The sequence below is a fragment of the Aeromonas veronii genome, from assembly GCA_041319085.1.
Taxonomy (GTDB): Bacteria; Pseudomonadota; Gammaproteobacteria; order Enterobacterales; family Aeromonadaceae; genus Aeromonas; species Aeromonas veronii_F.
Genome location: CP101033.1, coordinates 203,343 through 225,596, shown reverse-complemented (window position 1 = coordinate 225,596; position 22,254 = coordinate 203,343). Strand labels below are relative to the sequence as shown.

Here is a 22,254-nt window from a genome sequence, read left to right as displayed (position 1 = left end):
AAGAGAGGGATTACCTATGCGTTCACTGCTTTGCCTGTTCACCGCTTTGCTGCTGACGGCCTGTACCGGGATTGCCGACGGTATCCGCCCCGTCACCGGCTTCCAGCTCGATCGTTATCTTGGCACCTGGTACGAAATCGCCCGTCTCGACCACAGCTTCGAGCGGGGGCTGGGGCAGGTGAGCGCCACCTACAGCCTGCGCGACGATGGCGGCGTCAAGGTGCTCAACCGCGGCAAGCAGAGCGATGGCAGCTGGCGCGAAGCCGAGGGCAAAGCCTACTTCGTCGGCAACCCCGACGAGGCACGGCTCAAGGTGAGCTTCTTCGGCCCCTTCTACGGCGGCTACAACGTCATCGACCTCGACCCCGACTACCAGCTCTCGCTGGTGACCAGCTACAACCACGATTACCTCTGGATCCTCTCCCGCTCCCCCAATCCGCCCAAGGAGAAGGTGGACGCGCTGATCGCCAAGGCCAAGGGGCTGGGCTTTGCTACCGACCAGCTGATTTGGGTCAGGCAGACACCCTGAGCCCGCTCCGGTGGCGATGCCTTCGCCACCGGGCTGGCTTTTCACCCAATGACTCCCTCAACACCCCACCCGATCCGGCGCGAAAACCGTCTCAGACACATTGCAAACGTTCAGGCGACCAGGTCTTGGCCTGGGGAGATAATGCGCTAACACGCGGGTCCGTATGTGGCACCGCGCGGTCTTTTGTCTCGTGATCCTTAATCATCCCCTCATATTCCATGCTGCAGACCGTCACCACAACACAGCAGCAGGCCGCCCGAAGGCGGCCTGTCACTTACCCCTGATATGCACCGGCGGAGTAGGTCAGCTCATAGCTGTGGCTGTAGATCTCGATGATGTTGCCGAAGGGATCTTCCATGTAGACCATGCGGTAGGGCTTCTCGCCCGGGTAGTACTCGCGCACCGGCATCCGCTGCTTGCCGCCAGCCGCGACAATGCGCGCCGCCAGCCCCTCGACATCCGGATCCTGCACGCTGAAGTGGAACACTCCGGTCTTCCAGAATTCGAAGTTGTTTTCGCGCTGCTCGCTGTTGGGGAACTCGAACAGCTCGATGCCGATCTTGTCGCCGGTAGAGAGGTGGGCGATACGGAAGGAGCCCCAGCCCGGGCCAAACACGTCGTTGCACATCACGCCGATGGCGGAGTCATCCTCGCTGATGGTGGTCGCCGGCATGATGAGATACCAGCCCATCACCTTGGTATAGAACTCGACCGCCTTGTCGAGGTCAGTCACCGTGATGCCGATGTGGGAGAAGTTGCGCGGGTAAGTCATACGTCACCTTGAAATTGTGTGTGGGAAACAAGTGACATGATAGGAAGAGGCGCCATAATGAAAAACAAGGTCAAACTAATGGAAGGCATAAATTAAATTTATGGTTAATCCACTCTGGCTCCACACCCTGGTGGTGGTGCATGAAACCGGCAGTTTTACCCGTGCCGCCGAGCGGCTGGATCTCACTCAGGCCGCCGTCAGCCAGCATATCTCGCGCCTCGAGGCCGAATTCGGCCCCCTGCTGCTGCGCAAGCCCCGTCTGCTGGAGCTCACCCCGCGCGGGCTGGTGCTGCTCGACTTCGCCCGCCAGCAGGCGCAGGCCGCCGAACAGCTGCGAGCCCGTCTCTCGGATGACGATCCCCACAGCGGCACCATCACCCTCACGACCCCGGGCAGCATAGGTCTGCTGCTCTATCCCCTGCTGCTCGACCAGCAACAGGAGCACCCCGGCCTCACCATCCAGCACCGCTTCGCCCCCACCCCCGACATAGTGCAGGCGGTGCTGGCAGGGCGCAGCGATCTGGGGCTGGTGGATCAACCGCCGGAGCACCCCAGCATCGCCGCCGAGCCCTTTGCCCGCGAGCCCCTCTGTCTGGTGGTACCCAACGATGGCGAAGAGCAGAGCTGGCAGCACCTCTGCCAACTCGGTTTTATCGGTCACCCGGATGGCCGCAGCATGGCCCGGCGCCTGCTGGGACGCCGTTACCCCGGCCAGCGCGTTGACGAGATCCCACTGCGCGGCTTCACCAACCAGATCGGTCTGATCCTGGAGCCGGTCGCCCGCGGCCTCGGCTTTACCGTACTACCCCGCTTCGCCGTCACCGCCTTTGCCAAACAGGAGCAGATCAGGGTGATCCAGAGCCGGATCGAGGTGATCGACACCCTCTGGCTTATCTACCGCGCCGAGTGGCCGCTCCCCGCCCGCCACCAGCGGCTGGTGGAGACCCTCAAAATACAGGTCGGCGCCAGCTGACCTGCCGTTCAGAACGGTTGAAATTGTCGAAGATGGATAGCAGGTAAAAAAGGGGACTGACGGATAGAAATGGCGAACGCCGGAAATGCGAAAGGCCAGCTCAATGAGCTGGCCTTTCTGAAAATGGCAGGGGCGGCAGGACTCGAACCCGCAACCATCGGTTTTGGAGACCGCTGTTCTACCAATTGGAACTACGCCCCTGCAACAAACGAGGCGTAGTATACAAAGTGGAGATCAAAGGTAAAGGCTTTTTTTACGCTTTCGATGCGATTGCACAAATCCCGAACAAGTCGCGGTTATTTGTGCAGCGAAGTGGGATAACTTGCTGTATTTGCAGCCCTACCGGGGTAGGAATTGGGCATAAATGGGGGTAGGGTGAAAGCAGGTACCGGGAGGCTGCTTATGCTCAATTACCGACTGCTCCAACAACTGGCACCCCTCAACTTCAGGGACGAACGCAAGACAGAGTCCCTGCCCGACTACTTGGCCCGGGTCACCCCGCTGGTGCCCTTCATCCCCGAAAATGTGCTCTCCCAGTGGATTTACCGGCATTGGCGCGGTTTTGAGTCCAACTGGAGCTTTATCGATCTCGCCAGCCATCAATTCACCTGTGAGCGCTGGCCCACCGCGCAACTGGTGGATCAGGTGGACTCCCGCCATATGGAGGTGATCGAGCGCTGGGGCGAGATGCTGCACAGCAATCGCTATGTGCGCCGCTCCTGGCTCGGCGAGAAGATGTTGAGCGAAGGCACCTGGCCCGAGCCGATCATCGTGCTGGCGCCCGCCGAGGGGTGCAGTTATCCGAACGGGCAACCACTGCCGCAACCCTACTGCCTGCTGGAAGGGCACCACCGACTCGGATATTTGCGTGCCATGGCCCGCGATGGGGAATCGCTGCAAGAGATGCACAGGGTGTGGATTTGTCGTCCAGTTCCCACCACTTAAACGTTTTTCATGCTGAAATTGGCATCAGAAATAAAATTTTGACAATTTGAAAACCAGCCCTATAATCTGTCCGGTTTTGAAAAAGGTCGGGACGAAACGATGCAGTTTTTGATTCAGAAAACAGCCTTGCAGACAGGTGGTGCGCACCAAAGCGGCCCCTTTGTTTCCGGTTCCCACCCCAACGATCCCCAGTTATTTTTAAAAAAAGCCCCTGTTTCAGGGGCTTTTTTTTGTGCCCGAAAAACCTCCAATGATGTCAAAGGGAATGCAGACGATGACCAATCCACTCTATAAGAAACATGTCATCTCCATTTCGGACCTGACCCGGTCAGAAATGGAACTGGTAGTCTCAACCGCACAACGGTTGAAGGCTGAACCTGACACCAGCCTGTTGAAAGACAAGCTGGTTGCCAGCTGCTTCTTCGAAGCCTCCACCCGCACCCGCCTCTCGTTCGAGACCGCGGTACAGCGCCTCGGCGGCAACATCATCGGCTTCGCCGACGGTGGCAACACCAGTGCCAAGAAAGGCGAGACACTGGCTGATTCCATCAAGATCATCGGCTCCTACTCGGATGCGGTGGTGATGCGCCACCCGAAAGAGGGGGCGGCCCGCCTCGCCGCCGAGTTCTCCCGCGTGCCGGTCATCAACGGCGGCGATGGCTCCAACCAGCATCCGAGCCAGACCCTGCTCGACCTGTTCACCATCCATGAGACCCAGGGTCGTCTGGACAACCTCAACGTCGCCTTCGTCGGTGACCTGAAATATGGCCGCACCGTGCACTCGCTGGCCCAGGCGCTCAGCCTGTTTAACTGCCGCTTCTTCTTCATCTCCCCGGAAGCGCTGGCGATGCCGGACTACCTCTGCGAAGAGCTGGAAGAGAAAGGCATCCAGTTCAGCGTCCACCAGACCATGGAAGAGGTGATGCCGGAGCTCGACATCCTCTACATGACCCGCGTCCAGAAAGAGCGCTTCGACGAGACCGAGTACAAGCACATGGCCGCCAAGTTCGTGCTGGAGCTGGCGACCCTGGAAGGGGCCAAGCCCACCATGAAGATCCTGCACCCCCTGCCCCGCGTCGATGAGATCGATGTAGCGGTCGACAAGACCCCCCACGCTTGCTACTTCCAGCAGGCGGAGAACGGGGTCTATGCACGCCAGGCGCTGCTGGCACTGGTACTGAACGAAACTGTCTGAGCTTAGGGGAATATCATGTCTGACAAGAACCAACTGCAAGTCGAAGCCATCCGTCACGGCTCCGTTATCGATCACATCCCCGCTGGCCAGGGCATCAAAATCCTCAAGCTGTTCCAACTGGTTGAAACCCAGGAGCGGATCACCGTCGGCTTCAACCTGAAATCCGGCGCGCTGGGCAAGAAGGATCTGATCAAGATCGAGAACACCCGCCTGACCGAGCAACAGGCCAATCAGCTGGCGCTGTTCGCCCCGAAAGCGACCGTCAACATCATCGAAGACTTCAATGTGGTGAAGAAGCACCAGCTGGAACTGCCGGAGTTCATCGCCGGGGTGTTCCACTGCCCCAACTCCAACTGCATCTCCCACAACGAGCCGGTGGACAGCTACTTCCGGGTGCGCGAGGTGCAAGGCGTGGTGCGGATGAAGTGCAAATATTGCGAGAAATCCTTCACTCAGGACATCGTCAGCGAGCGTTACTGATATCTGATAGGGCCCTGCGGGGCCCATTTTTGACCCCTGTCACATCACCAAATTTCCAGTCAGCTATAATTTGCCATCCCAAGATGGTAATGCCCGTTCATTCCCTGCACATGGATGGATTATCAGTGTTTTTGGCTGATAACTGACCGCTATGGCAAATATCGCGCGTTTACCTCCGGTCATCGTCAAAGGAAGTCGCCGTGGTCAAACCCCTCAGTCGCCCCGTTGCCCAAGAGCCCGATCTGGCACAGCTGGATGCCTGTCGCCAGATCATCGGTCAACACTGCTACAGCACCCAGGAAGAGATCCGCCGCGAGCTGTCAGAGCGCGGCTTTGCCGATATTAGCCAGTCCACCATCTCTCGCCTGCTGCACCGCCTCGGCGTTGCCAAGGCGCAGAATGCCAATGGCAAGAAGGTCTACACCCTGGTCGACGATCAGCTTGAGCCAGCAGGCAGCACCCGCTCGATCCACGACATGGTGCGTGAAGTGGTGCACAACCAGCAGATGGTATTGATCCATACCACCCCGGGCGCTGCTACCGTGGTGGCCCGCCTGCTGGATCGCAACGCCAATCCCGAGATCATGGGCGCCGTTGCGGGCAATGACGTGGTACTGGTCGCGCCGCGCCACATCAGTCGCACTCGTCAGGCCCATGCCGCCGTGGTGCGCACGCTGGCGCAGGCCCGCTAACCACCGTCCCCGAATGCATCGAGGCGACCTGCGGGTCGCCTTTTTGTTGCCTGTTATGCTGTGCCCAGTACTTTTTGCGCTCATAAAAACGGGAGCCCGCAGGCTCCCGTTTCATCTTGCTTGTCAGCCCTTATGAGAGCACGGCGCCAAGACTCAGGCAGGCCACGATCAGCACGGTCAGGATGGCGAGCAGCGGAGCCACCCACTTCAGGTAGCGCACATAAGGCACCTTGGCGATGGCCAGACCGCCCATTACCACGGCGGAGGTCGGGGTCACCAAATTCACCAGACCGGAGGCAGACTGGTAAGCAGTCACTACCAGCTCACGACCTACGTTGGCGAAGTCGGCCAACGGCGCCATGATCGGCATGGTCAGCACGGCCAGACCGGAGGAGGACGGCACCAGGAAGGAGAGCACCACTTCCAGCACGAACATCACGTTGATAAAGACGATGGTGGAAAGGCCGGTCACGATCCCTTCTGCACTGTGCAAAATGGTATGAGTGATCATGCCGTTATCCATCACCACCACGATACCGCGGGCGATACCGATGATCAGCGCCACGCCGAGCAGGTCACGGGCACCATCAATAAAGTTGGAGGTCAGCTCCTCCTCGCTCATGCGGGAGATGACCCCAACAATGATGGCGGCGGCCAGGAACACGCCAGAGATCTGCGCCATCCACCAGCCCAGCACGGCCACACCGTAGATCATCACGGCGAAAGCGGCGACGAAGATACCCAGCACAATCTTGCGAGTCAGCGTGAACTCCAGCATTTGATCGCTCTTGTTGCCGAGGAAGTGGGCACGGTTCTCTTCCCACTTGTCAGCCACCAGCGATTTGCTCGGATCGCTGCGCACCATCTTGGCGTAACGCATGACGTAAGCAACACAGAGCAGCCAACCGGCGACCAGCATGGCGACGCGCAGCCAGATACCATCGGTGAAGGAGATACCAGCGGCGTTGGCGGCAATCACGGTCGCAAACGGGTTGATGGTGGAGCCCAGAGTACCGATACCGGCGCCCAGCAACACGGTTGCCGCCGCCACCACTGGGTCGAAGCGGGCAGCCATCATCACCGGCACCAGCAGGGTGTAGAACGGCAGCGACTCTTCGGCCATGCCGTAGATGGTTCCACCTGCGGCGAACAGCGCCATCAGGATCGGAATCATCCACTCTTCCCGGCCGCGCAGGCGGTCGGTCACACGTTCAATACCGGCATCGATGGCACCGGTCTTGGTCACAATGCCAAGAAAACCACCGATGATCAGGATGAAGAGGGAGACGTCGATGGCGCCAGCCTCATAGGTGTCGTGGTTGTAGAGGCCATCGATAGGTGCCAGCAGCACGTCGACGATCCCCTGGGGATTACCCTCCACCAGTTTGTAGGTACCCGCCACCGGCACTTCTTTGCCGAGGGCTTCGTTCATGGTCATTTCATATTTGCCTGCCGGCACTACCCAGCTCAGGGCGGCTACCAGGGCGATCAGCACAAACAGTATCGTGTAGGCTGACGGGAACTTGAATTTGGTCATGGTCCAGCTTCCTTCTGTGGTGTGGTATCCATGTATCTGCGGGTCGTAGGGGTAGAGGTATTATGCCGCTGTCACATGGTCGAAAAGCCGGGGGTCACCCCCCGGCACCACTACTGCGACCTTAGTCGCCCAGCGTAGCAACCATCACTGCCTTGATGGTGTGCATCCGGTTTTCGGCCTCGTCGAACACGATGCTGTGCTCGGATTCGAACACGTCCTCGGTCACTTCCAGGCCTTTCATGCCATATTTCTCAGCCACTTCCTTACCCATGGTGGTCTCGTCGTTGTGGAACGCCGGCAGGCAGTGCATGAACTTCACATCCGGGTTCTTGGTGGCGTTGATGACATCCATGTTGACCTGATACGGCGTCATCAGTTTCACGCGCTGATCCCAGGCTTCTTTCGCTTCACCCATGGATACCCAGACGTCGGTGTAGAGGAAGTCGGTGCCCAGTACACCCTCTTTCACATCTTCGGTCAGGGTGATGCGTGCGCCGGTCTCTTCGGCAATCAGGCGGCACTTGGCAACCAGCTCCTCTTCCGGCCAGAAGGCTTTCGGCGCAACCAGACGGATGTCCATGCCCATTTTGGCGGCGCCGACCATCAGGGAGTTACCCATGTTGTTGCGGGCATCACCCAGGTAGGCGAACTTGATTTGATCCAGACGTTTGCCCTTGCCGTGCTCCAGCATGGTCATGAAGTCAGCCAGGATCTGGGTCGGGTGGAATTCGTTGGTCAGGCCGTTCCAGACCGGGACACCGGCGTAGGCACCCAGCTCTTCCACGATCTCCTGACCGTAGCCACGGTATTCGATACCGTCATACATGCGACCCAGTACCCGGGCGGTATCCTTCATGGACTCCTTGTGACCGATCTGGGAACCGCTTGGGCCAAGGTAGGAGACTTGCGCGCCCTGGTCGAAGGCCGCCACTTCAAACGCACAGCGGGTACGGGTGGAGGTCTTCTCGAAAATCAGGGCAATGTTTTTGCCAACCAGATGCTTGCGCTCGTAGCCACCGTATTTGGCTTTTTTCAGGTCGATGGCGAGATCGATCATGTATTGGATTTCGCGCGGGGTGAAGTCCAGCAGTTTCAGGAAGTTACGGTTACGCAGATTAAAAGCCATGATGAGTTCTCTCTATATTTGTTCAGACCAATTTAGGCAGTAGTGTTGACTACGCATTCTTCAGTACAGATTTGTGCAGACCCCGGAGGGCCGAGTTTCAATTACGCATTCACGGTACGGGTGGCGACGATATTGGTACCGGCTTCACCCTTGAGGATGGCGAGGCCATCTTCCAGAGAGCCGATGCCGACCATGCCGCCGGTCGCTTTGACAAATTCACAGGAGGCTTCGACTTTCGGCCCCATGGAACCTGCGTCGAACTTGACCCCGGCCAGCTCGTCCGGGCTGGTCACCCGCAGCGGACGCTGAGTCGGTTTGCCCCAGTCCAGGTAGACGGCATCAGCATCGGTCAGGATCAGCAGGGCGTCGGCCTTGATCTGCTTGGCCAGATAGGCGGCAGACATGTCCTTGTCGATGACGGCTTCGATACCGGTCAGGCTCTGGCCATCCCAGGTCACCGGGATACCACCACCACCGGTACAGATGATGAGGTGGCCCTGGGCGATCAGGGTTTCGATGGCGTCGCCTTCGACGATGCGCTGGGGCAGCGGGGACGGCACCACGCGGCGGAAGAACTTGCCGTCAGCCTTGACCACCCAGTGCTTCTCTTCTGCCAGGGTGCGGGCTTCAGCCTCTTCGTAGACGGGGCCGATAAATTTGGTCGGATTGGCAAACGCCGGATCCTTGGGATCGACCTGCACCTGGGTCAGCAACGCGGTGACGTTGCGGCTCGGCATCAGGTTTTTCAGCTCCTGGATCAGCATGTAGCCGATCATGCCCTGAGACTCGGCACCCAGCACATCCAGCGGATAGGGGGATACCTTGGTGTAGGCACTGTTTTGCAGGGCCAGCAGACCGACTTGCGGGCCGTTGCCATGCACCAGCACCACGTTGTACTCCTGAGCGATCAGGGCGATGGTCTTGGCGGCAGTGGCGATGTTCTTGCGCTGGATGTCAGCTTCGAGCGGCTCGCCACGACGGAGCAGAGCATTGCCACCCAGGGCGACGACGACAGTTGGTTTTTTCATGAGTGTTACTCTCGATTCTTGGTATCTGTGGCGCCGGCCTCTTGCCGGCGCCACGCCGTCTTGTTAGATGCCGTCGCGTTCCATCGGGCAGCTCATGCAGCGGGCGCCGCCGCGACCACGTCCCAGCTCTTCACCCGGGATGGGCAGCACTGTGATGCCAGCCTTGTCGTACTTCTCGTTGGTATAGGTATTGCGCTCGTAACCCACCACTACGCCGGGGCGCACGGTCAGCACGTTGTTGGCGTCGTTCCACTGCTCGCGCTCGGCCTCGAAGCTGTCGCCGCCGGTGGTGATGAGTTTCAGCTGATCCACACCCAGCGCCTTCTCAATGGCAGTCACGAAGTAGCCTTCTTCCTTGATGTTCATGCCGGTGGCACCACCCGGTGTCAGGCTCCAGCAGTTCACATCCTTGCGGATGACTTCCGGATAGACGGAGAAGGTGTCTATGTCCATGTGGGTCATGACGGTGTCGAGGTGCATGCAGCTGCGGTGTTTCGGCAGTTGCATGGCGATGACCTGTTTGGCCTGGCCGTGTTTGAACAGGCCGCGAGCCAGGTGCTCGACCCCTTGCGGCGTGGTGCGCTCGGACATACCGATCAGCACGGAGCCGCGGCCAATAACCAGCACGTCGCCCCCCTCGATGGTGGAGTTGTCGTAGTCGCGATCTTCATCACCGAAGTATTTGATGAAGTCCTGACCGGCAAACTGCGGGTGCCAGCGGTAGATGGCCTTCACATGGTTGGTCTCGCGGCGACGGGCAGCCTTGGCCATGGGGTTGATGGAGACGCCACCGTAGACCCAGCAGGAGGTGTCACGGGTAAAGAGGTGATTGGGCAGCGGCTCGATGATGAAGTCGGTCGGCGCATGCATACCCACTACCATGTTGACGCCGCTGTAGGGCATCTCTGAGAAGGTCAGGCCGCCGGAGAGAATACGGGCCAGTTCACGGTGCGGCATGTCTGCCAGGAAGCAGCGCACGTCGTTGGCAAAAGAAGAACCGAGGCGGTAATCGGAAACCTGATGTTGCAACAGCCAGGCTTTGGCTTCCGGCACATCCAGGGTTTCGGCCAGCAGATTGGTCAGCAGGAAAACTTCGACATTCTGATCGCGCAGTACCTGAGCGAATTTGTCGTGCTCCTGACCGGCACGTTCAACAGACAGGACGTCATCGAACAGCAGATCCTGGCAGTTGGAAGGAGTCAGACGCTTCAGACTGAGGTTGGGGCGGTGCAACATGACACGGCGCAATTGGCCAACTTCAGAACCTACATAAAATTTGCTCATGATTATATTCCGTCTAGCAGTGGTCCCTGCGAGTGATTGAATAGATTCCTTCTATTCATGCTCGTGGCTAAGGCGGGATATTCTTTATGTAGGGTACTCAGCTTGTGTTCTATCCTGCCCTTGCCTTTCGAGACCGAGGTTAGACCTGCAAACCGACACAAACCTAGACATTGATCACATTCAACAAGAACTGAATATATTCACCGTTCAATCTATGACCCCAGTAGCAAATCGCGTATTTTCCACACAAGGCGCACCGAATAACCATGCAAAACCACCTCGCTATATTTCAGGTTGATTCGTATTTTATTCATTCACGCTCGCCAAGCGGATTAAACCAAAAAACACAAAAGCATTTAAAATCATTATGATAGGTTTGTTTTTATATAATTAATGAATATTGCAGTCTCGCTATTGAATACATCCGCACGACAGTTGCAGCTTAAGCAGAATAAAAACTCATACCCCCTCGCTTCACTGCATAAATCTTTTCTTGTCCCAGATCATGGCATTGATGTCACCCCCCTTGTGTCCTGCCCTACGCATACGTCTCCGCAGCCTCCCCATCAACTCAATATGCACAAAGATCGCATCAAGGCACTCAACTATCCTGACCAGCCAACACAACACCTTTTGATACTTTTTTCATTAATTGAATTTATTCATCTCACCTTGCGCTGGCGCCAAGGGCTACTTAACTCAAAAGGTGATCAAGATCACATATAGTTGGTTCAACCAAGGAGTTGTTATGAAGATGAAACCCATGCTGCTGCTCGCCACTCTGATGCTGTCAGCACTGCCAACTCTCAGTCAGGCTGAAGGTGCCCCCGCCATGCCCATGGTAGTCTGCCATGTCGACCAGGCACCCCAGATGCTGGTGCCGGAATATGTCTGCCGCTGGCATGAAGGCAGCGTTCATTACTAATCGAAACAACAAACAACGAGAGGGGCATCACTCCTCTCGCCTTGTGATGAGGCTGGCCCCTCCTAATACTGAAATCAGCGGTTTTCTCATGGATAGGGGAATGTCATGATCTTGTTGGTCGGTGGAGAGAAGGGGGGGAATGGCAAGAGCTGCCTGGCACAAAATCTGGCGGTCTACCTCAGATGCCAATTTCAGGGGGAGGTATTACTGGTCGACTGCGACCCGCAGCGCACCACCTCTGACTGGATTCAGGAGCGCAATGACAACCCGGAGCTGCCACAAATCAACTGCGTTCAACTCTATGGCAATATTCGCAACGACCTGCTCAGCCTGAAGAACCGAACGACTACGTCATCGTCGATTGCGGTGGGCAAGACAACCGGGCACTGCGCTCCACCATGGCTGTCGCCACCCACGCCCTGATCCCCTTGCGCCCAAAACGCCGCAACCTCAAGACCCTGCCCCACATGGAAGATCTCATCAACGCCAGCAAGATAGTCAATCCAACGCTCAATGCAGCCGTGGTGCTGACCCAGAGCCCCGCCCTGCCAATCAGGTAAAACGCATTCTGGAGGCAAAAAAGTCTGCTCCTCGTGCGCACGGTGTCGACGTCCTGAACACCATCACCTATGGCCGCAACGTCTACGACAACAGCGAAGAGCAGGGGCTTTCGGTGATGAGATCGAGCCGGATGGCAAATCCGCCGAAGAGATCCGGGCCATCGCCAAAGAGTTCTTGCAAGTGGGGGGGTGAGATGGGTCTAGCCGCTCTGAAGAAAAAACACCAGCTGCATCACCAGAAGAAGTTCACCATCGACGAATTTATCGAAGATGCGGAGTTCTACGCCAAGGGCAAACCCAAGGTGGTCAGCCTTGAACTGAGCCAGCATCGTGATGAAGCTCTTTCGGCACTGGCCTTTATCGAGAGTGGCGAACACCTGAAGCCCAGCTACAAAAAGGCCACCTTCTCCATGAGCACGGTGGCCATCGACGAGCTGGGTAATCTGACCCAGCAAGATGGCATGAACAAGTCCCTGTTGCTGCGCCTCTTTACCCACTCCTTCTCTTCGCTCACCCCGGAAGAACGCCAGACCATCTATGAACGACTCAACCAGCGCTCATAATTTCTCCGTTCAGCCACTCATTTTGTGTCTCGCCCACTCACCCCGAATGAACATCATCAGACTGCAAAATCTATTTCAAAAGCAACCAAAGCGTCGTGTAAGAGATCTGCCATTCAAAATGTAAGTCAACAGCCTGAAAGATCCTCGAGATAATCGGAAGATAGGATCTTAAAACATGAAGGTAAATGCCATAAGGCTATGTTAATAAATGAATAAATCGAAAAACAACACTTCCGAAATAGCCAATGATAAAAACGTTTTCCAATCTGGCGTTGTAGCCGGTTATAAAATCCTTATAGTTACTCATGCACGGACGCAATGAAGTCGGTCAGGAAGACTGGCTGCCAGGGTTGGGCAAATGGACATCACCACAGGATGTGGTAAAGGACACCTCCCAGGACGGAGAAAGTGCGACGAGACAGGATGACTCGTCAGGCCAAGATGGCTAAAGGACACCCCAAAGGATTGGGAAGGGGAAACCTAAAGGAAGAGGTAAACAGTCAGGGATTGCAGGGAGCAACTTCGTTCAAGGATATGAGCGATACGACTACCGGGGGCGACGCAAGTCGCCCCCATCTTTTTGGGGCCTGTAAATCCAATTGTGTAGCCACGCACGAATAAGTAACTTTTTTCAAAAGGATACCTTCGTGGGCAAGAAAATGGACCAAGACAAACTCAAAGCACTAGCCGCTGAGTTAGCCAAAGACATCAAGTCTGAAAAAGATCTCGGCATCCTCACCCAGCAGTCGGCGTGTCTCAAGGTAGATGTCGCGTAAACCAGTTTTTTACGCCGCGAGTTTTGGTGTTGGCTCCGGGCTATCCGGGTTGAGTATCACCGCCCCCACTGGCGTCCAGTTTCGGGTTTGGCCACGCCACCTTGCCGGGTTCGCTTCCCTGGCTGCCTGATACACCTCGTGACGCTTGGCCAATAGCCCTTTGTATTCCCCTCGATGCCGCTCTCCCGGCGTGACAAGCCGATGCGGCTATGCTTGTGCTCTTCGTTATACCAGCCCATAAATTCTTGTACCCACTCCCTTACAGCGTGTTGATCAGCGCGCAAAAATGACCAGGTTTCCGGGGTTTTCAGCGTCCAATTTTGACCACCCCGGAGTGTGTGCAACTATCCGATCTTTGGATCGGAGAACCTGGAGTGTTAATCATGAAAACCGTGTTGAAGATCCGGCGTATGTACCAGGTGGACGGCCAGTCCATCAGCGCCATCGCTAAAGTCACAGGACTCTCTCGCAATACCGTTCGCAAGTACCTTCGCCAACCCCCCTCCGAACCGCCCAAATATCGACGCCAGCAGCCTGCCAGACCCAAGCTCGGCGAGTTCGAGCCGACGCAGACCCAGTGGCTGGACCTCGATGCCAAGCGGCCCAAGTAACAACGCCGCTGTGCCAGACAACTCCTTGAAGTCCTACAACACCTTGCTACCGGGGCGCATACGACAGCGTCCAGCGCTTCGTCCGTGACTATAAACAGCTGCCGGCCAACGTGGCCGCCTTTGTCCCTCTGACGTTCGCAGCGGGTGAGGCCTATGAGTTTGACTGGAGCGAGGAAGAGGTGGAGATCGTCGGCGTGGAGCAACGGGTCAAGGCTGCCCATTTTCGCCTCACCCACAGCCGCCAGCCCTTCGTCATGGTGTTTCCCCGCGAAACCCAGTAGATGCTGTTTGCCGCCCACGATGCGGCTTTCCATTATTTGGGCGGCGTGCCACGCCAGGGCATCTACGACAACCTCAAGACCTGCGTCGACCAGGTGCTCGGGGGCAAAGAGCGCCGTTTCAATCCCCGCTTCCTGGCGCTGATGAGCCATTACGTGAACGAGCCGGTAACCTGTGCATATTCCTGCCGATCATGAACACCATTTCCGGACCAACGTGAACGCTCATTCCGGCTCAACCTGAACACTTTGCCCCCTCTTTCCGGAAACAGTGTTCAACATCCCGGAATCCCTGTTCACATTCACCGGAATCATTCTTAACGCATTGATTTAACGACCTTTGATACGCTCTCCCTTTAGCCAGGGAAGAGCCTATGTCTGCCAAGAGGATTGCAATGCGTAAAATTCGTGAAGTGTTGCGACTGCGGCTGGAGGCTGACCTCTCTGTTCGCCAGATAAGTAGCTGCACCAAGGCCAGTGTCGGCTCCTGCGTATTACCACGCAGGCCGATACCTCCATATCGGCTCGCCATATCGTGTCCGATTGGCCCTCTATCCATCAGGAGCTCAAGTGCTAGGGGGGTCTCCAAACAGCTGCTCTGGGAGGAGTACACCCAGCGCTATCCCAACAGCTGTTACCGCTACTCCCAGTTTTGCGACCGTTACAAGTCCTGGTGTCAGTTGCAAAAACGCCCCATGCGCCAGATCCACAAGGCGGAGGAAAAGCTCTTTATCGACTAATGCGGGCCCACTGTGCCCATCGTGTCGCCGACTACGGGTGAGGTTCGCCCTAGGACGCAATGCCGTACGCCGGGGCAAGCGAGTGCGTTTCTACGGCGTGGTGGACCTGGTCAACCAACTGGAACAGGAGAAGGCATCAGGCAAAGCTGGGCAGCTTGCGAACCGGCTGGTCAATGTTGATGCGGTGATCCTGGACGAACTGGGCTGCCTGCTGTTTGCCGAAAGCGGTGGAGCCCTGCTGTTTCACCTGCTAAGCAAGCTGTACGAGCGCACCAGCCTGATCCTGACCACCAACCTGGCGTTCAGCGAATGGGGCAAGGTATTTACGGATGAGAAAATGACAACAGCGATGCTGGATAGGATCACCCATCACTGCGAGATCATCGAGACAGGAAATGTCTCGTACCGCTTCAAACAGAGGATGAAATCAGCCAGCTAACCCTGGTCAATTTTGGATGCTGATTGACATTACAGCGTTTTGCCAAAAACCTTCGACGTTACATCTTGGGTATCTTTGACCAGCACCCTTTTTCCAATGCACAACAGCCTGCTGGAGAGAGTGAATAATCGAATCAAGGCTGCCTTCCTCGGAAGCCGCGATGAATAAGAAAAATGGGTGGGTAAGTAGGGGATTAAATGACAATGAAGAAGAAGAATTTCAAATTACAGTCTTTTAAAAGAAAAGCCGGGACAAGCCCGGCTTTTTCTTTATCACTCAGCAGCTGCTTCAGCAGCGGCCGGGCGGTCTACCAGCTCAATATAAGCCATAGGGGCGTTGTCACCTGCACGGAACCCGCATTTCAGAATGCGAGTATAACCGCCGGCACGCTCCAGGTAGCGCGGGCCCAGTTCATTGAACAGCTTAGCCACGATCGCGTTATCGCGAGTACGGGCAAATGCCAGGCGACGATTAGCAACGCTATCAGTCTTGGCAAGGGTGATCAGCGGTTCAACTACACGACGCAGCTCTTTTGCCTTAGGCAGAGTCGTCTTGATGATCTCATGACGAACCAGGGAGCTGGCCATGTTGCGGAACATTGCCTGACGATGGCTGCTGTTCCGGTTCAGTTGACGACCACTCAAACGATGGCGCATGACCTTATCCTTCTAACTAAATCTGTGAAACCCGTAATCTGGATTACTCGTCAGCGATGCTGGCGGGCGGCCAGTTCTCAAGGCGCATGCCAAGAGACAGACCACGGGAGGCCAACACGTCCTTGATCTCAGTCAGGGACTTCTTACCGAGGTTAGGAGTCTTAAGCAACTCAACTTCGGTACGCTGTACCAGATCACCAATATAGTGGATAGCTTCTGCCTTCAGACAGTTCGCAGAACGAACTGTCAGCTCCAAATCATCGACAGGACGTAGCAGAATCGGATCAAACTCGGGTTTCTCTTCTTTCTTCTCGGGCACGCTGACATCGCGCAGATCCACGAAAGCTTCCAGTTGCTCGGCCAGAATAGTGGCAGAACGACGGATGGCTTCTTCAGGATCCAGAGTACCATTGGTCTCCATGTCGATGACCAGCTTGTCCAAGTCGGTACGCTGTTCCACACGTGCTGCCTCAACATTGTAGGCAATACGAACGATGGGGCTGAACGCGGAGTCCAGCAGCAGGCGACCAATAGGACGCTCTTCGTCATCGTTGTGAACACGAGCAGAAGCAGGCACATAACCACGACCGCGCTGAACTTTCAGGCGCATGCTGATTTCAGCATTGGCTCCAGTCAGGTGGCAGATTACGTGCTCCGGGTTTACGATCTCGACTTCATCACCGTGAGTGATATCACCAGCGGTAACGGGGCCTGTTCCAGACTTGGTCAGGGACAGAGTTACCTCGTCCTTGCCTTCCAGCTTCACAGCGATACCTTTCAGGTTGAGCAGGATTTCAAGAATGTCTTCCTGTACACCTTCTTTGCTGCTGTACTCATGCAGTACCCCGTCAATTTCGACTTCAGTAACTGCACAACCGGGCATAGATGACAGCAAAATACGACGCAAGGCGTTGCCCAGCGTGTGACCAAAGCCACGCTCAAGTGGCTCAAGAGTCACTTTCGCATGAGTCGGGCTAACTTGCTCGATGTCAACTAGCCGCGGTTTAAGAAAATCTGTTACAGAACCCAGCATTGTGTCCTCTCTTTAGAAGCTAGCTTTACTTGGAGTAAAGCTCGACGATCAGCTGTTCGTTAATGTCGGCAGACAGGTCAGAACGCTCTGGCAGACGCTTGAAAGCACCTTCCATTTTAGCAGCGTCAACCTCTACCCAAGTCGGCTTCTCACGCTGACCAGCAACTTCCAAAGAAGCTTTGATACGCGCTTGCTTCTTAGCCTTCTCGCGAACGCAGATCACGTCCTCAGGGGAAACCTGGAAAGAAGGAATGTTTACAACGCGACCGTTTACCATGATAGCCTTATGGCTCACCAGCTGACGAGATTCAGCACGAGTAGCACCGAAGCCCATACGGTAAACAACGTTGTCCAAACGACCTTCCAGCAGCTGCAACAGGTTTTCACCGGTGTTACCCTTTTGACGGGCAGCGTCGCGGTAGTAGTTGCGGAACTGTTTTTCCAATACGCCGTAGATACGACGAACTTTTTGTTTCTCGCGCAGCTGAACACCGTAGTCGGACAGACGCGCTTTACGCGCACCGTGCTGACCAGGGGCGGTGTCAATCTTGCACTTAGAATCAATCGCACGAACACCAGACTTCAGGAAGAGGTCGGTGCCCTCACGACGGCTAAGCTTAAGCTTAGGACCGATATATCTTGCCATCTTCTTTCTCCAACAATCCTAGACCAAGTTGCTACTGCGTTATACGCGGCGCTTCTTGGGAGGACGACAACCGTTGTGCGGGATCGGAGTCACATCAGTAATGTTAGTGATGCGGAAACCAGCCGCGTTCAGAGCGCGGATGGAAGACTCACGACCGGGACCCGGACCTTTAACCATGACTTCCAGGTTCTTCACGCCGTATTCTTTGGCGATCTCACCAGCACGCTCAGCAGCTACCTGGGCAGCAAACGGAGTGGACTTACGGGAACCACGGAAACCTGAACCACCGGAGGTGGCCCATGACAGAGCGTTGCCCTGACGGTCAGTAATGGTCACGATTGTGTTGTTGAAAGATGCATGAACGTGTGCAATACCGTCGCTCACTTGCTTTTTAACGCGCTTGCGAGCACGAGTCGGAGTTTTAGCCATTTTCTACCTTCCCGTTACTTCTTGATAGCCTTGCGCGGACCCTTACGGGTACGAGCGTTGGTCTTGGTACGTTGACCACGAACAGGCAGGCTACGACGGTGACGCAAACCACGGTAGCAACCCAGATCCATCAATCGCTTGATGTTCATGGAAATCTGACGACGCAGGTCACCTTCAACGGTGAATTTACCTACTTGTTCACGCAGACTCTCGATCTGAGTTTCGTCCAGGTCTTTAATTTTCACATTCTCAGCGATACCGGCTGCGGCACAGATGGCCTTGGAGCGGGTACGACCGACGCCATAAATCGCAGTCAAAGCGATGACTGCATGCTTATGGTCAGGAATGTTAATGCCAGCGATACGGGCCACTATTCACTCCTACATATAGTAGATTACGACCACCACAAAGCCCGTGAGCGGATACGTGGCGGTCAACCAATACACAACAAAAGTTGGCTGGCTATATTAGCCAGCACAACTATTTGTTGCAAGTACTAACCGTAAAAAATTAGCCTTGGCGCTGTTTATGCTTTGGCTCGCTGCAAATCACACGCACCACACCGTGACGCTTGATGATTTTGCAGTTACGGCAGATTGCCTTAACGGAAGCACGAACTTTCATTGCTTAACTCCGTAACTACGCCGACCTTTAGCGGCCGTAGCCCTTCAGGTTGGCCTTCCTCAGGACGTCGCCATATTGATGAGACATCATATGGGTTTGTACCTGAGCCATGAAGTCCATGATAACTACCACGATAATCAGCAGCGAAGTGCCACCGAAGTAGAACTGTACGTTCCAGGCAGTCATCAAGAACTGGGGTACCAGACAGATAAAGGTTATATAGAGCGCACCTGCCAATGTCAGGCGAGTCATAACCTTATCGATGTAACGTGCTGTCTGCTCGCCCGGGCGAATCCCCGGGATAAAGGCTCCACTCTTCTTCAGATTATCTGCTGTCTCGCGGGGGTTGAACACCAGCGCGGTATAGAAGAAGCAGAAGAAGATAATGGCTGCTGCATACAGCATCTCGTAAAGCGGTTGACCCGGCTGCAGGACCATAGAGACCTGTTGCAGGATATCAGCTACTTTACCCTCGCCCTGACCAAACCAAGAGGTAATGGTCCCCGGGAAGAGGATGATACTGGATGCGAAAATCGCAGGAATCACACCAGCCATATTCACTTTCAACGGCAGGTGTGTGCTTTGCGCGGCAAATACCTGGCGGCCTTGTTGACGCTTGGCATAGTTAACGACGATACGACGCTGACCACGCTCCACGAACACCACAAAGTAAGTCACTGCGAAAACAATCAAGCCCAGCAACAACAACAGCAGGATGTGCAATTCCCCTTGACGTGCCTGTTCGGCCGTAGCGCCAATGGCATGCGGCAGACCAGCAACGATACCCGTGAAAATAATCAACGAGATACCATTACCAATCCCACGCTCGGTAATCTGCTCACCCAACCACATCAAAAACATGGTACCGGTGACCAGACTCACAACCGCTGTGAAATAGAAGCCCAAACCCGGATGAGTCACGAGTCCATGCATCATATTCGGCAGACCGGTTGCAATACCAATGGCCTGGAAAGTTCCCAAAACCAGCGTGCCCCAACGGGTATATTGGCTAATCTTGCGACGGCCGGATTCACCTTCTTTCTTGAGTTCAGCAAGAGCGGGGTGAACCACTGTCAGCAGCTGGATAATGATCGACGCCGAAATGTACGGCATGATCCCCAACGCAAGAATAGAAGCACGCGAGAGTGCACCACCACTGAACATGTTGAACATCTCAATGATGGTGCCCTTCTGTTGCTGGAACAACTCGGCCAGTACGGCGGCGTCAATACCAGGAATCGGCACATAAGAGCCTGCACGGAAAACGATAATCGCCCCGAGAACGAAGAGCAGACGGCTCTTCAGTTCACTCAGACCACCCTGTGCTTTAATTTCCAATCCTGGTTTCTTAGCCATTGTACTGATTATTCCTCGATTTTACCGCCAGCGGCCTCGATGGCTGCGCGTGCACCTTTGGTGACGGACAGACCACGAACGGTCACAGCACGGTCAATGTTGCCTGACAGAACAACTTTAGCGAATACGATGTTCTTAGTAACAACACCGGCTTGCTTCAGAGTGCTCAGGTCGACCACATCACCTTCTACCATGGCGATTTCGTTCAGACGCACTTCGGCAGAAACCAAAGATTTGCGAGAGAAGAAACCGAACTTCGGCAGACGGATTTTCAAAGGCATCTGGCCGCCTTCGAAACCGTTGCGGACTTTACCGCCACCGGAACGAGAGGTTTGACCTTTAACACCACGACCACCGGTCTTGCCCAGACCAGAACCGATACCACGGCCCGGACGGTGCTTAACACGCTTGGAGCCAGCGGCCGGAGACAGAGTATTCAGACGCATGCTTAGCCCTCCACCTTAACCATGTAATAAACCTGGTTGATCATGCCGCGTACGCAAGGAGTATCTTCCAGCTCAACGGTGTGACCAATGCGACGCAGACCCAGACCACGCAGAGTCGCCTTGTGCTTTGGCAGACGGCCGATAGAGCTGCGAGTTTGAGTTACTTTTACAGTGTTAGCCATGTCGCATTACCCCAGAATTTCTTCAACGCGCAGACCACGCTTGGCAGCGATCTGTTCCGGTGATTGACCGTGAACCAGAGCGTCTACAGTAGCGCGAACAACGTTGATTGGGTTGGTGGAACCGTAGGTCTTGGCCAGCACGTTGTGGATACCAGCAACTTCCAGAACAGCACGCATAGCGCCGCCTGCAATGATACCAGTACCTTGGGAGGCCGGCTTCATGAACACGGTGGAGCCAGAGTGAACACCACGCACCGGGTGGTGCAGAGTGCCGTTGTTCAGCTCAACCTTGTTCAGGTTACGCTTAGCCTGTTCCATTGCTTTTTGAATAGCAGCTGGAACTTCACGGGCTTTACCGTAACCGTAACCTACACGGCCGTTACCATCACCCACCACGGTCAACGCGGTGAAGGACATGATACGACCACCTTTAACAGTTTTCGAAACACGGTTTACTGCAATGAGCTTTTCTTGCAGTTCGCCGGCTTGAGATTCGACTTTAGCCATCTTCGACTCCTAGCTTAGAACTGAAGACCAGCGTCACGTGCGGCAGCTGCCAGAGCAGCAATGCGACCGTGATACTTGAAACCGGAACGATCGAAAGATACGTTCTGAACGCCTTTGGCAATAGCACGCTCAGCGATAGCTTTACCTACAGCGGTAGCAGCATCTGCGTTACCGGTGTATTTGATAGCTTCACTGATGGCTTTCTCTACTGTGGAAGCAGAGGCCAGAACTTCGGAACCGTTGGCTGCAATAACCTGCGCATAGATATGACGCGGAGTACGGTGAACAACCAGACGGGTGGCTCCCAGTTCCTGCATCTTTTTCCGAGCACGAGTAGCACGACGGAGACGAGCTGCTTTCTTGTCCATAGTGTTACCTTACTTCTTCTTAGCTTCTTTAGTACGCACTTGCTCGTTGGCATAGCGTACACCCTTGCCCTTGTAGGGCTCCGGAGCGCGGTAAGCACGGATATCGGCGGCGACTTGGCCAACCAGCTGCTTGTCGACGCCACGCAGAACGATTTCTGTAGCAGTCGGGCACTCAGCGGTCACACCAGCCGGCAGCGCATGCTCTACCGGGTGAGAGAAGCCCAGAGCCAGCGCAACAGCATTGCCCTTGATGGAGGCTTTATAACCTACACCAACCAGCTGCAGCTTGCGCTCGAAGCCTTGGGTAACACCGATTACCATGTTGTTGACCAATGCACGGGCAGTACCGGCCTGAGCGTCAGCACCAGCGATGCTGCCGCGCGGGGCGAACTTGAGTACATTGTCTTCTTTGGTCACTTCTACACCGGCGTGAATAGAGCGAACCAGAGAACCTTTACCACCTTTGATGGTCAGTTCCTGGCCGTTCAGAGTCACCTCTACGCCAGCAGGAATAGTGACGGGTGCCTTAGCAACACGAGACATTTCCTACCTCC

General features: G+C 55.6%; 31 protein-coding genes, 1 tRNA gene and 3 pseudogenes. 16 read left to right on the top strand and 19 right to left on the bottom strand.

The window, feature by feature from the left end:
• Positions 1-16: 16 nt before the first annotated feature.
• A complete protein-coding gene (locus NMD14_01145; GenBank protein XEI33129.1) occupies positions 17-529 on the top strand; it encodes a lipocalin family protein in 513 nt (170 codons plus the stop codon).
• Between the two features lie 274 nt (positions 530-803).
• Here NMD14_01145 and NMD14_01140 read toward each other — a convergent pair whose 3' ends face one another.
• The gene (locus tag NMD14_01140) at positions 804-1,301 is read right to left on the bottom strand and encodes a lactoylglutathione lyase family protein (protein XEI33128.1); all 498 of its coding nucleotides are present in this window, start codon (positions 1,299-1,301) and stop codon (positions 804-806) included.
• Between the two features lie 100 nt (positions 1,302-1,401).
• Here NMD14_01140 and NMD14_01135 point away from each other — a divergent pair, with 100 nt between their 5' ends.
• Positions 1,402-2,274, top strand: a complete 873-nt coding sequence (locus NMD14_01135; protein XEI33127.1) for a LysR family transcriptional regulator — start codon at positions 1,402-1,404, stop codon at positions 2,272-2,274.
• Positions 2,275-2,398: 124 nt separating this feature from the next.
• Here the strand turns inward: NMD14_01135 and NMD14_01130 are convergent.
• Positions 2,399-2,475 (bottom strand) — tRNA-Trp (locus NMD14_01130).
• 201 nt (positions 2,476-2,676) lie between these two features.
• On the opposite strand from NMD14_01130, the gene NMD14_01125 reads away from it, so the two are divergent.
• The 5 genes from NMD14_01125 (at position 2,677) to NMD14_01105 (ending at position 5,586) form a co-directional block, all read left to right on the top strand.
• Complete coding sequence (locus NMD14_01125) at positions 2,677-3,219, top strand: hypothetical protein (protein ID XEI33126.1); 543 nt, start codon at positions 2,677-2,679, stop codon at positions 3,217-3,219.
• 99 nt (positions 3,220-3,318) lie between these two features.
• Complete coding sequence (locus tag NMD14_01120; protein ID XEI33125.1) at positions 3,319-3,513, top strand: hypothetical protein; 195 nt, start codon at positions 3,319-3,321, stop codon at positions 3,511-3,513.
• A complete protein-coding gene (pyrB, locus tag NMD14_01115; GenBank protein XEI33124.1) occupies positions 3,494-4,414 on the top strand; it encodes an aspartate carbamoyltransferase in 921 nt (306 codons plus the stop codon). Before NMD14_01120 ends, pyrB begins: the two co-directional genes overlap by 20 nt.
• A gap of 15 nt (positions 4,415-4,429) precedes the next feature.
• Positions 4,430-4,894 carry an aspartate carbamoyltransferase regulatory subunit gene (pyrI, locus tag NMD14_01110; protein XEI33123.1) on the top strand — a complete coding sequence of 155 codons (465 nt, stop codon included), beginning with the start codon at positions 4,430-4,432 and terminating at the stop codon, positions 4,892-4,894.
• 200 nt (positions 4,895-5,094) lie between these two features.
• The gene (locus NMD14_01105) at positions 5,095-5,586 is read left to right on the top strand and encodes an ArgR family transcriptional regulator (GenBank protein XEI33122.1); all 492 of its coding nucleotides are present in this window, start codon (positions 5,095-5,097) and stop codon (positions 5,584-5,586) included.
• Positions 5,587-5,716: 130 nt separating this feature from the next.
• Here the strand turns inward: NMD14_01105 and NMD14_01100 are convergent, their stop codons facing one another.
• From NMD14_01100 to arcA, 4 genes are all read right to left on the bottom strand, one after another.
• Positions 5,717-7,123, bottom strand: coding sequence for a YfcC family protein (locus NMD14_01100; protein XEI33121.1), 1,407 nt, complete (start codon positions 7,121-7,123; stop codon positions 5,717-5,719).
• 121 nt (positions 7,124-7,244) lie between these two features.
• Positions 7,245-8,249 (bottom strand): ornithine carbamoyltransferase, encoded by a 1,005-nt coding sequence (gene argF, locus NMD14_01095; protein ID XEI33120.1) that lies wholly within the window; start codon positions 8,247-8,249, stop codon positions 7,245-7,247.
• A gap of 101 nt (positions 8,250-8,350) precedes the next feature.
• Positions 8,351-9,277 carry a carbamate kinase gene (arcC, locus tag NMD14_01090; GenBank protein XEI33119.1) on the bottom strand — a complete coding sequence of 309 codons (927 nt, stop codon included), beginning with the start codon at positions 9,275-9,277 and terminating at the stop codon, positions 8,351-8,353.
• Between the two features lie 63 nt (positions 9,278-9,340).
• Positions 9,341-10,561 carry an arginine deiminase gene (arcA, locus tag NMD14_01085; GenBank protein ID XEI33118.1) on the bottom strand — a complete coding sequence of 407 codons (1,221 nt, stop codon included), beginning with the start codon at positions 10,559-10,561 and terminating at the stop codon, positions 9,341-9,343.
• 748 nt (positions 10,562-11,309) lie between these two features.
• Between arcA and NMD14_01080 the strand changes: the two genes are divergently transcribed.
• From NMD14_01080 to NMD14_01065, 4 genes are all read left to right on the top strand, one after another.
• Positions 11,310-11,486 carry a hypothetical protein gene (locus NMD14_01080; GenBank protein ID XEI33117.1) on the top strand — a complete coding sequence of 59 codons (177 nt, stop codon included), beginning with the start codon at positions 11,310-11,312 and terminating at the stop codon, positions 11,484-11,486.
• A gap of 105 nt (positions 11,487-11,591) precedes the next feature.
• Positions 11,592-11,909 carry an AAA family ATPase gene (locus tag NMD14_01075; GenBank protein XEI33116.1) on the top strand — a complete coding sequence of 106 codons (318 nt, stop codon included), beginning with the start codon at positions 11,592-11,594 and terminating at the stop codon, positions 11,907-11,909.
• Positions 11,885-12,046, top strand: a complete 162-nt coding sequence (locus tag NMD14_01070; protein XEI33115.1) for a hypothetical protein — start codon at positions 11,885-11,887, stop codon at positions 12,044-12,046. Before NMD14_01075 ends, NMD14_01070 begins: the two co-directional genes overlap by 25 nt.
• A gap of 194 nt (positions 12,047-12,240) precedes the next feature.
• Positions 12,241-12,609: a CopG family transcriptional regulator gene (locus tag NMD14_01065; GenBank protein ID XEI33114.1), complete on the top strand. Its 369-nt coding sequence runs from the start codon at positions 12,241-12,243 to the stop codon at positions 12,607-12,609.
• Positions 12,610-13,394: 785 nt separating this feature from the next.
• On the opposite strand, the pseudogene NMD14_01060 reads toward NMD14_01065, so the two are convergent.
• Positions 13,395-13,651 (bottom strand): annotated as a pseudogene (locus NMD14_01060) (IS3 family transposase).
• A gap of 117 nt (positions 13,652-13,768) precedes the next feature.
• Here NMD14_01060 and NMD14_01055 point away from each other — a divergent pair.
• The 5 genes and pseudogenes from NMD14_01055 (at position 13,769) to NMD14_01035 (ending at position 15,453) form a co-directional block, all read left to right on the top strand.
• Entirely contained in the window at positions 13,769-13,996 is a 228-nt protein-coding gene (locus NMD14_01055; GenBank protein XEI33113.1) for a helix-turn-helix domain-containing protein, read from the top strand.
• A gap of 110 nt (positions 13,997-14,106) precedes the next feature.
• Positions 14,107-14,277, top strand: coding sequence for a hypothetical protein (locus NMD14_01050; protein XEI33112.1), 171 nt, complete (start codon positions 14,107-14,109; stop codon positions 14,275-14,277).
• A complete protein-coding gene (locus tag NMD14_01045) occupies positions 14,278-14,472 on the top strand; it encodes a hypothetical protein (GenBank protein XEI33111.1) in 195 nt (64 codons plus the stop codon). It abuts the gene before it with no gap.
• A 176-nt stretch (positions 14,473-14,648) separates the two neighbouring features.
• Positions 14,649-15,011 (top strand): annotated as a pseudogene (locus NMD14_01040) (IS21 family transposase).
• Between the two features lie 79 nt (positions 15,012-15,090).
• Positions 15,091-15,453 (top strand): annotated as a pseudogene (locus tag NMD14_01035) (ATP-binding protein).
• A gap of 272 nt (positions 15,454-15,725) precedes the next feature.
• Here NMD14_01035 and rplQ read toward each other — a convergent pair.
• The 12 genes from rplQ to rplF all read right to left on the bottom strand — a co-directional run bounded on the left by rplQ (position 15,726) and on the right by rplF (position 22,243).
• Positions 15,726-16,109, bottom strand: coding sequence for a 50S ribosomal protein L17 (gene rplQ, locus NMD14_01030; protein XEI33110.1), 384 nt, complete (start codon positions 16,107-16,109; stop codon positions 15,726-15,728).
• Positions 16,110-16,152: 43 nt separating this feature from the next.
• Positions 16,153-17,142, bottom strand: a complete 990-nt coding sequence (gene rpoA / locus NMD14_01025) for a DNA-directed RNA polymerase subunit alpha (GenBank protein ID XEI33109.1) — start codon at positions 17,140-17,142, stop codon at positions 16,153-16,155.
• A gap of 25 nt (positions 17,143-17,167) precedes the next feature.
• Entirely contained in the window at positions 17,168-17,788 is a 621-nt protein-coding gene (gene rpsD, locus NMD14_01020; GenBank protein XEI33108.1) for a 30S ribosomal protein S4, read from the bottom strand.
• A 39-nt stretch (positions 17,789-17,827) separates the two neighbouring features.
• The gene (rpsK, locus tag NMD14_01015) at positions 17,828-18,217 is read right to left on the bottom strand and encodes a 30S ribosomal protein S11 (protein ID XEI33107.1); all 390 of its coding nucleotides are present in this window, start codon (positions 18,215-18,217) and stop codon (positions 17,828-17,830) included.
• 14 nt (positions 18,218-18,231) lie between these two features.
• Complete coding sequence (rpsM, locus tag NMD14_01010; GenBank protein ID XEI33106.1) at positions 18,232-18,588, bottom strand: 30S ribosomal protein S13; 357 nt, start codon at positions 18,586-18,588, stop codon at positions 18,232-18,234.
• A gap of 139 nt (positions 18,589-18,727) precedes the next feature.
• A complete protein-coding gene (rpmJ, locus tag NMD14_01005; GenBank protein XEI33105.1) occupies positions 18,728-18,841 on the bottom strand; it encodes a 50S ribosomal protein L36 in 114 nt (37 codons plus the stop codon).
• A 27-nt stretch (positions 18,842-18,868) separates the two neighbouring features.
• Positions 18,869-20,197, bottom strand: coding sequence for a preprotein translocase subunit SecY (gene secY / locus NMD14_01000; protein XEI33104.1), 1,329 nt, complete (start codon positions 20,195-20,197; stop codon positions 18,869-18,871).
• 8 nt (positions 20,198-20,205) lie between these two features.
• The gene (gene rplO / locus NMD14_00995; protein ID XEI33103.1) at positions 20,206-20,643 is read right to left on the bottom strand and encodes a 50S ribosomal protein L15; all 438 of its coding nucleotides are present in this window, start codon (positions 20,641-20,643) and stop codon (positions 20,206-20,208) included.
• A 2-nt stretch (positions 20,644-20,645) separates the two neighbouring features.
• Positions 20,646-20,825 carry a 50S ribosomal protein L30 gene (gene rpmD / locus NMD14_00990; protein ID XEI33102.1) on the bottom strand — a complete coding sequence of 60 codons (180 nt, stop codon included), beginning with the start codon at positions 20,823-20,825 and terminating at the stop codon, positions 20,646-20,648.
• A 6-nt stretch (positions 20,826-20,831) separates the two neighbouring features.
• Complete coding sequence (gene rpsE, locus NMD14_00985) at positions 20,832-21,332, bottom strand: 30S ribosomal protein S5 (protein ID XEI33101.1); 501 nt, start codon at positions 21,330-21,332, stop codon at positions 20,832-20,834.
• A 14-nt stretch (positions 21,333-21,346) separates the two neighbouring features.
• Positions 21,347-21,700: a 50S ribosomal protein L18 gene (rplR, locus tag NMD14_00980; GenBank protein XEI33100.1), complete on the bottom strand. Its 354-nt coding sequence runs from the start codon at positions 21,698-21,700 to the stop codon at positions 21,347-21,349.
• 9 nt (positions 21,701-21,709) lie between these two features.
• Positions 21,710-22,243, bottom strand: coding sequence for a 50S ribosomal protein L6 (gene rplF / locus NMD14_00975; protein ID XEI33099.1), 534 nt, complete (start codon positions 22,241-22,243; stop codon positions 21,710-21,712).
• Between the last annotated feature and the right edge of the window lie 11 nt (positions 22,244-22,254).

Bases quoted from the DNA above. Each gene is read 5' to 3' on its own strand.
- NMD14_01145 (XEI33129.1), top strand. From the start codon at position 17: ATGCGTTCACTGCTTTGCCTGTTCACCGCTTTGCTGCTGACGGCCTGT.
- NMD14_01140 (XEI33128.1), bottom strand. From the start codon at position 1,301: ATGACTTACCCGCGCAACTTCTCCCACATCGGCATCACGGTGACTGAC.
- NMD14_01135 (XEI33127.1), top strand. From the start codon at position 1,402: ATGGTTAATCCACTCTGGCTCCACACCCTGGTGGTGGTGCATGAAACC.
- NMD14_01125 (XEI33126.1), top strand. From the start codon at position 2,677: ATGCTCAATTACCGACTGCTCCAACAACTGGCACCCCTCAACTTCAGG.
- NMD14_01120 (XEI33125.1), top strand. From the start codon at position 3,319: ATGCAGTTTTTGATTCAGAAAACAGCCTTGCAGACAGGTGGTGCGCAC.
- pyrB (XEI33124.1), top strand. From the start codon at position 3,494: ATGACCAATCCACTCTATAAGAAACATGTCATCTCCATTTCGGACCTG.
- pyrI (XEI33123.1), top strand. From the start codon at position 4,430: ATGTCTGACAAGAACCAACTGCAAGTCGAAGCCATCCGTCACGGCTCC.
- NMD14_01100 (XEI33121.1), bottom strand. From the start codon at position 7,123: ATGACCAAATTCAAGTTCCCGTCAGCCTACACGATACTGTTTGTGCTG.
- argF (XEI33120.1), bottom strand. From the start codon at position 8,249: ATGGCTTTTAATCTGCGTAACCGTAACTTCCTGAAACTGCTGGACTTC.
- arcC (XEI33119.1), bottom strand. From the start codon at position 9,277: ATGAAAAAACCAACTGTCGTCGTCGCCCTGGGTGGCAATGCTCTGCTC.
- arcA (XEI33118.1), bottom strand. From the start codon at position 10,561: ATGAGCAAATTTTATGTAGGTTCTGAAGTTGGCCAATTGCGCCGTGTC.
- NMD14_01080 (XEI33117.1), top strand. From the start codon at position 11,310: ATGAAGATGAAACCCATGCTGCTGCTCGCCACTCTGATGCTGTCAGCA.
- NMD14_01075 (XEI33116.1), top strand. From the start codon at position 11,592: ATGATCTTGTTGGTCGGTGGAGAGAAGGGGGGGAATGGCAAGAGCTGC.
- NMD14_01070 (XEI33115.1), top strand. From the start codon at position 11,885: ATGGCTGTCGCCACCCACGCCCTGATCCCCTTGCGCCCAAAACGCCGC.
- NMD14_01065 (XEI33114.1), top strand. From the start codon at position 12,241: ATGGGTCTAGCCGCTCTGAAGAAAAAACACCAGCTGCATCACCAGAAG.
- NMD14_01055 (XEI33113.1), top strand. From the start codon at position 13,769: ATGAAAACCGTGTTGAAGATCCGGCGTATGTACCAGGTGGACGGCCAG.
- NMD14_01045 (XEI33111.1), top strand. From the start codon at position 14,278: ATGCTGTTTGCCGCCCACGATGCGGCTTTCCATTATTTGGGCGGCGTG.
- rplQ (XEI33110.1), bottom strand. From the start codon at position 16,109: ATGCGCCATCGTTTGAGTGGTCGTCAACTGAACCGGAACAGCAGCCAT.
- rpoA (XEI33109.1), bottom strand. From the start codon at position 17,142: ATGCTGGGTTCTGTAACAGATTTTCTTAAACCGCGGCTAGTTGACATC.
- rpsD (XEI33108.1), bottom strand. From the start codon at position 17,788: ATGGCAAGATATATCGGTCCTAAGCTTAAGCTTAGCCGTCGTGAGGGC.
- rpsK (XEI33107.1), bottom strand. From the start codon at position 18,217: ATGGCTAAAACTCCGACTCGTGCTCGCAAGCGCGTTAAAAAGCAAGTG.
- rpmJ (XEI33105.1), bottom strand. From the start codon at position 18,841: ATGAAAGTTCGTGCTTCCGTTAAGGCAATCTGCCGTAACTGCAAAATC.
- secY (XEI33104.1), bottom strand. From the start codon at position 20,197: ATGGCTAAGAAACCAGGATTGGAAATTAAAGCACAGGGTGGTCTGAGT.
- rplO (XEI33103.1), bottom strand. From the start codon at position 20,643: ATGCGTCTGAATACTCTGTCTCCGGCCGCTGGCTCCAAGCGTGTTAAG.
- rpmD (XEI33102.1), bottom strand. From the start codon at position 20,825: ATGGCTAACACTGTAAAAGTAACTCAAACTCGCAGCTCTATCGGCCGT.
- rpsE (XEI33101.1), bottom strand. From the start codon at position 21,332: ATGGCTAAAGTCGAATCTCAAGCCGGCGAACTGCAAGAAAAGCTCATT.
- rplR (XEI33100.1), bottom strand. From the start codon at position 21,700: ATGGACAAGAAAGCAGCTCGTCTCCGTCGTGCTACTCGTGCTCGGAAA.
- rplF (XEI33099.1), bottom strand. From the start codon at position 22,243: ATGTCTCGTGTTGCTAAGGCACCCGTCACTATTCCTGCTGGCGTAGAG.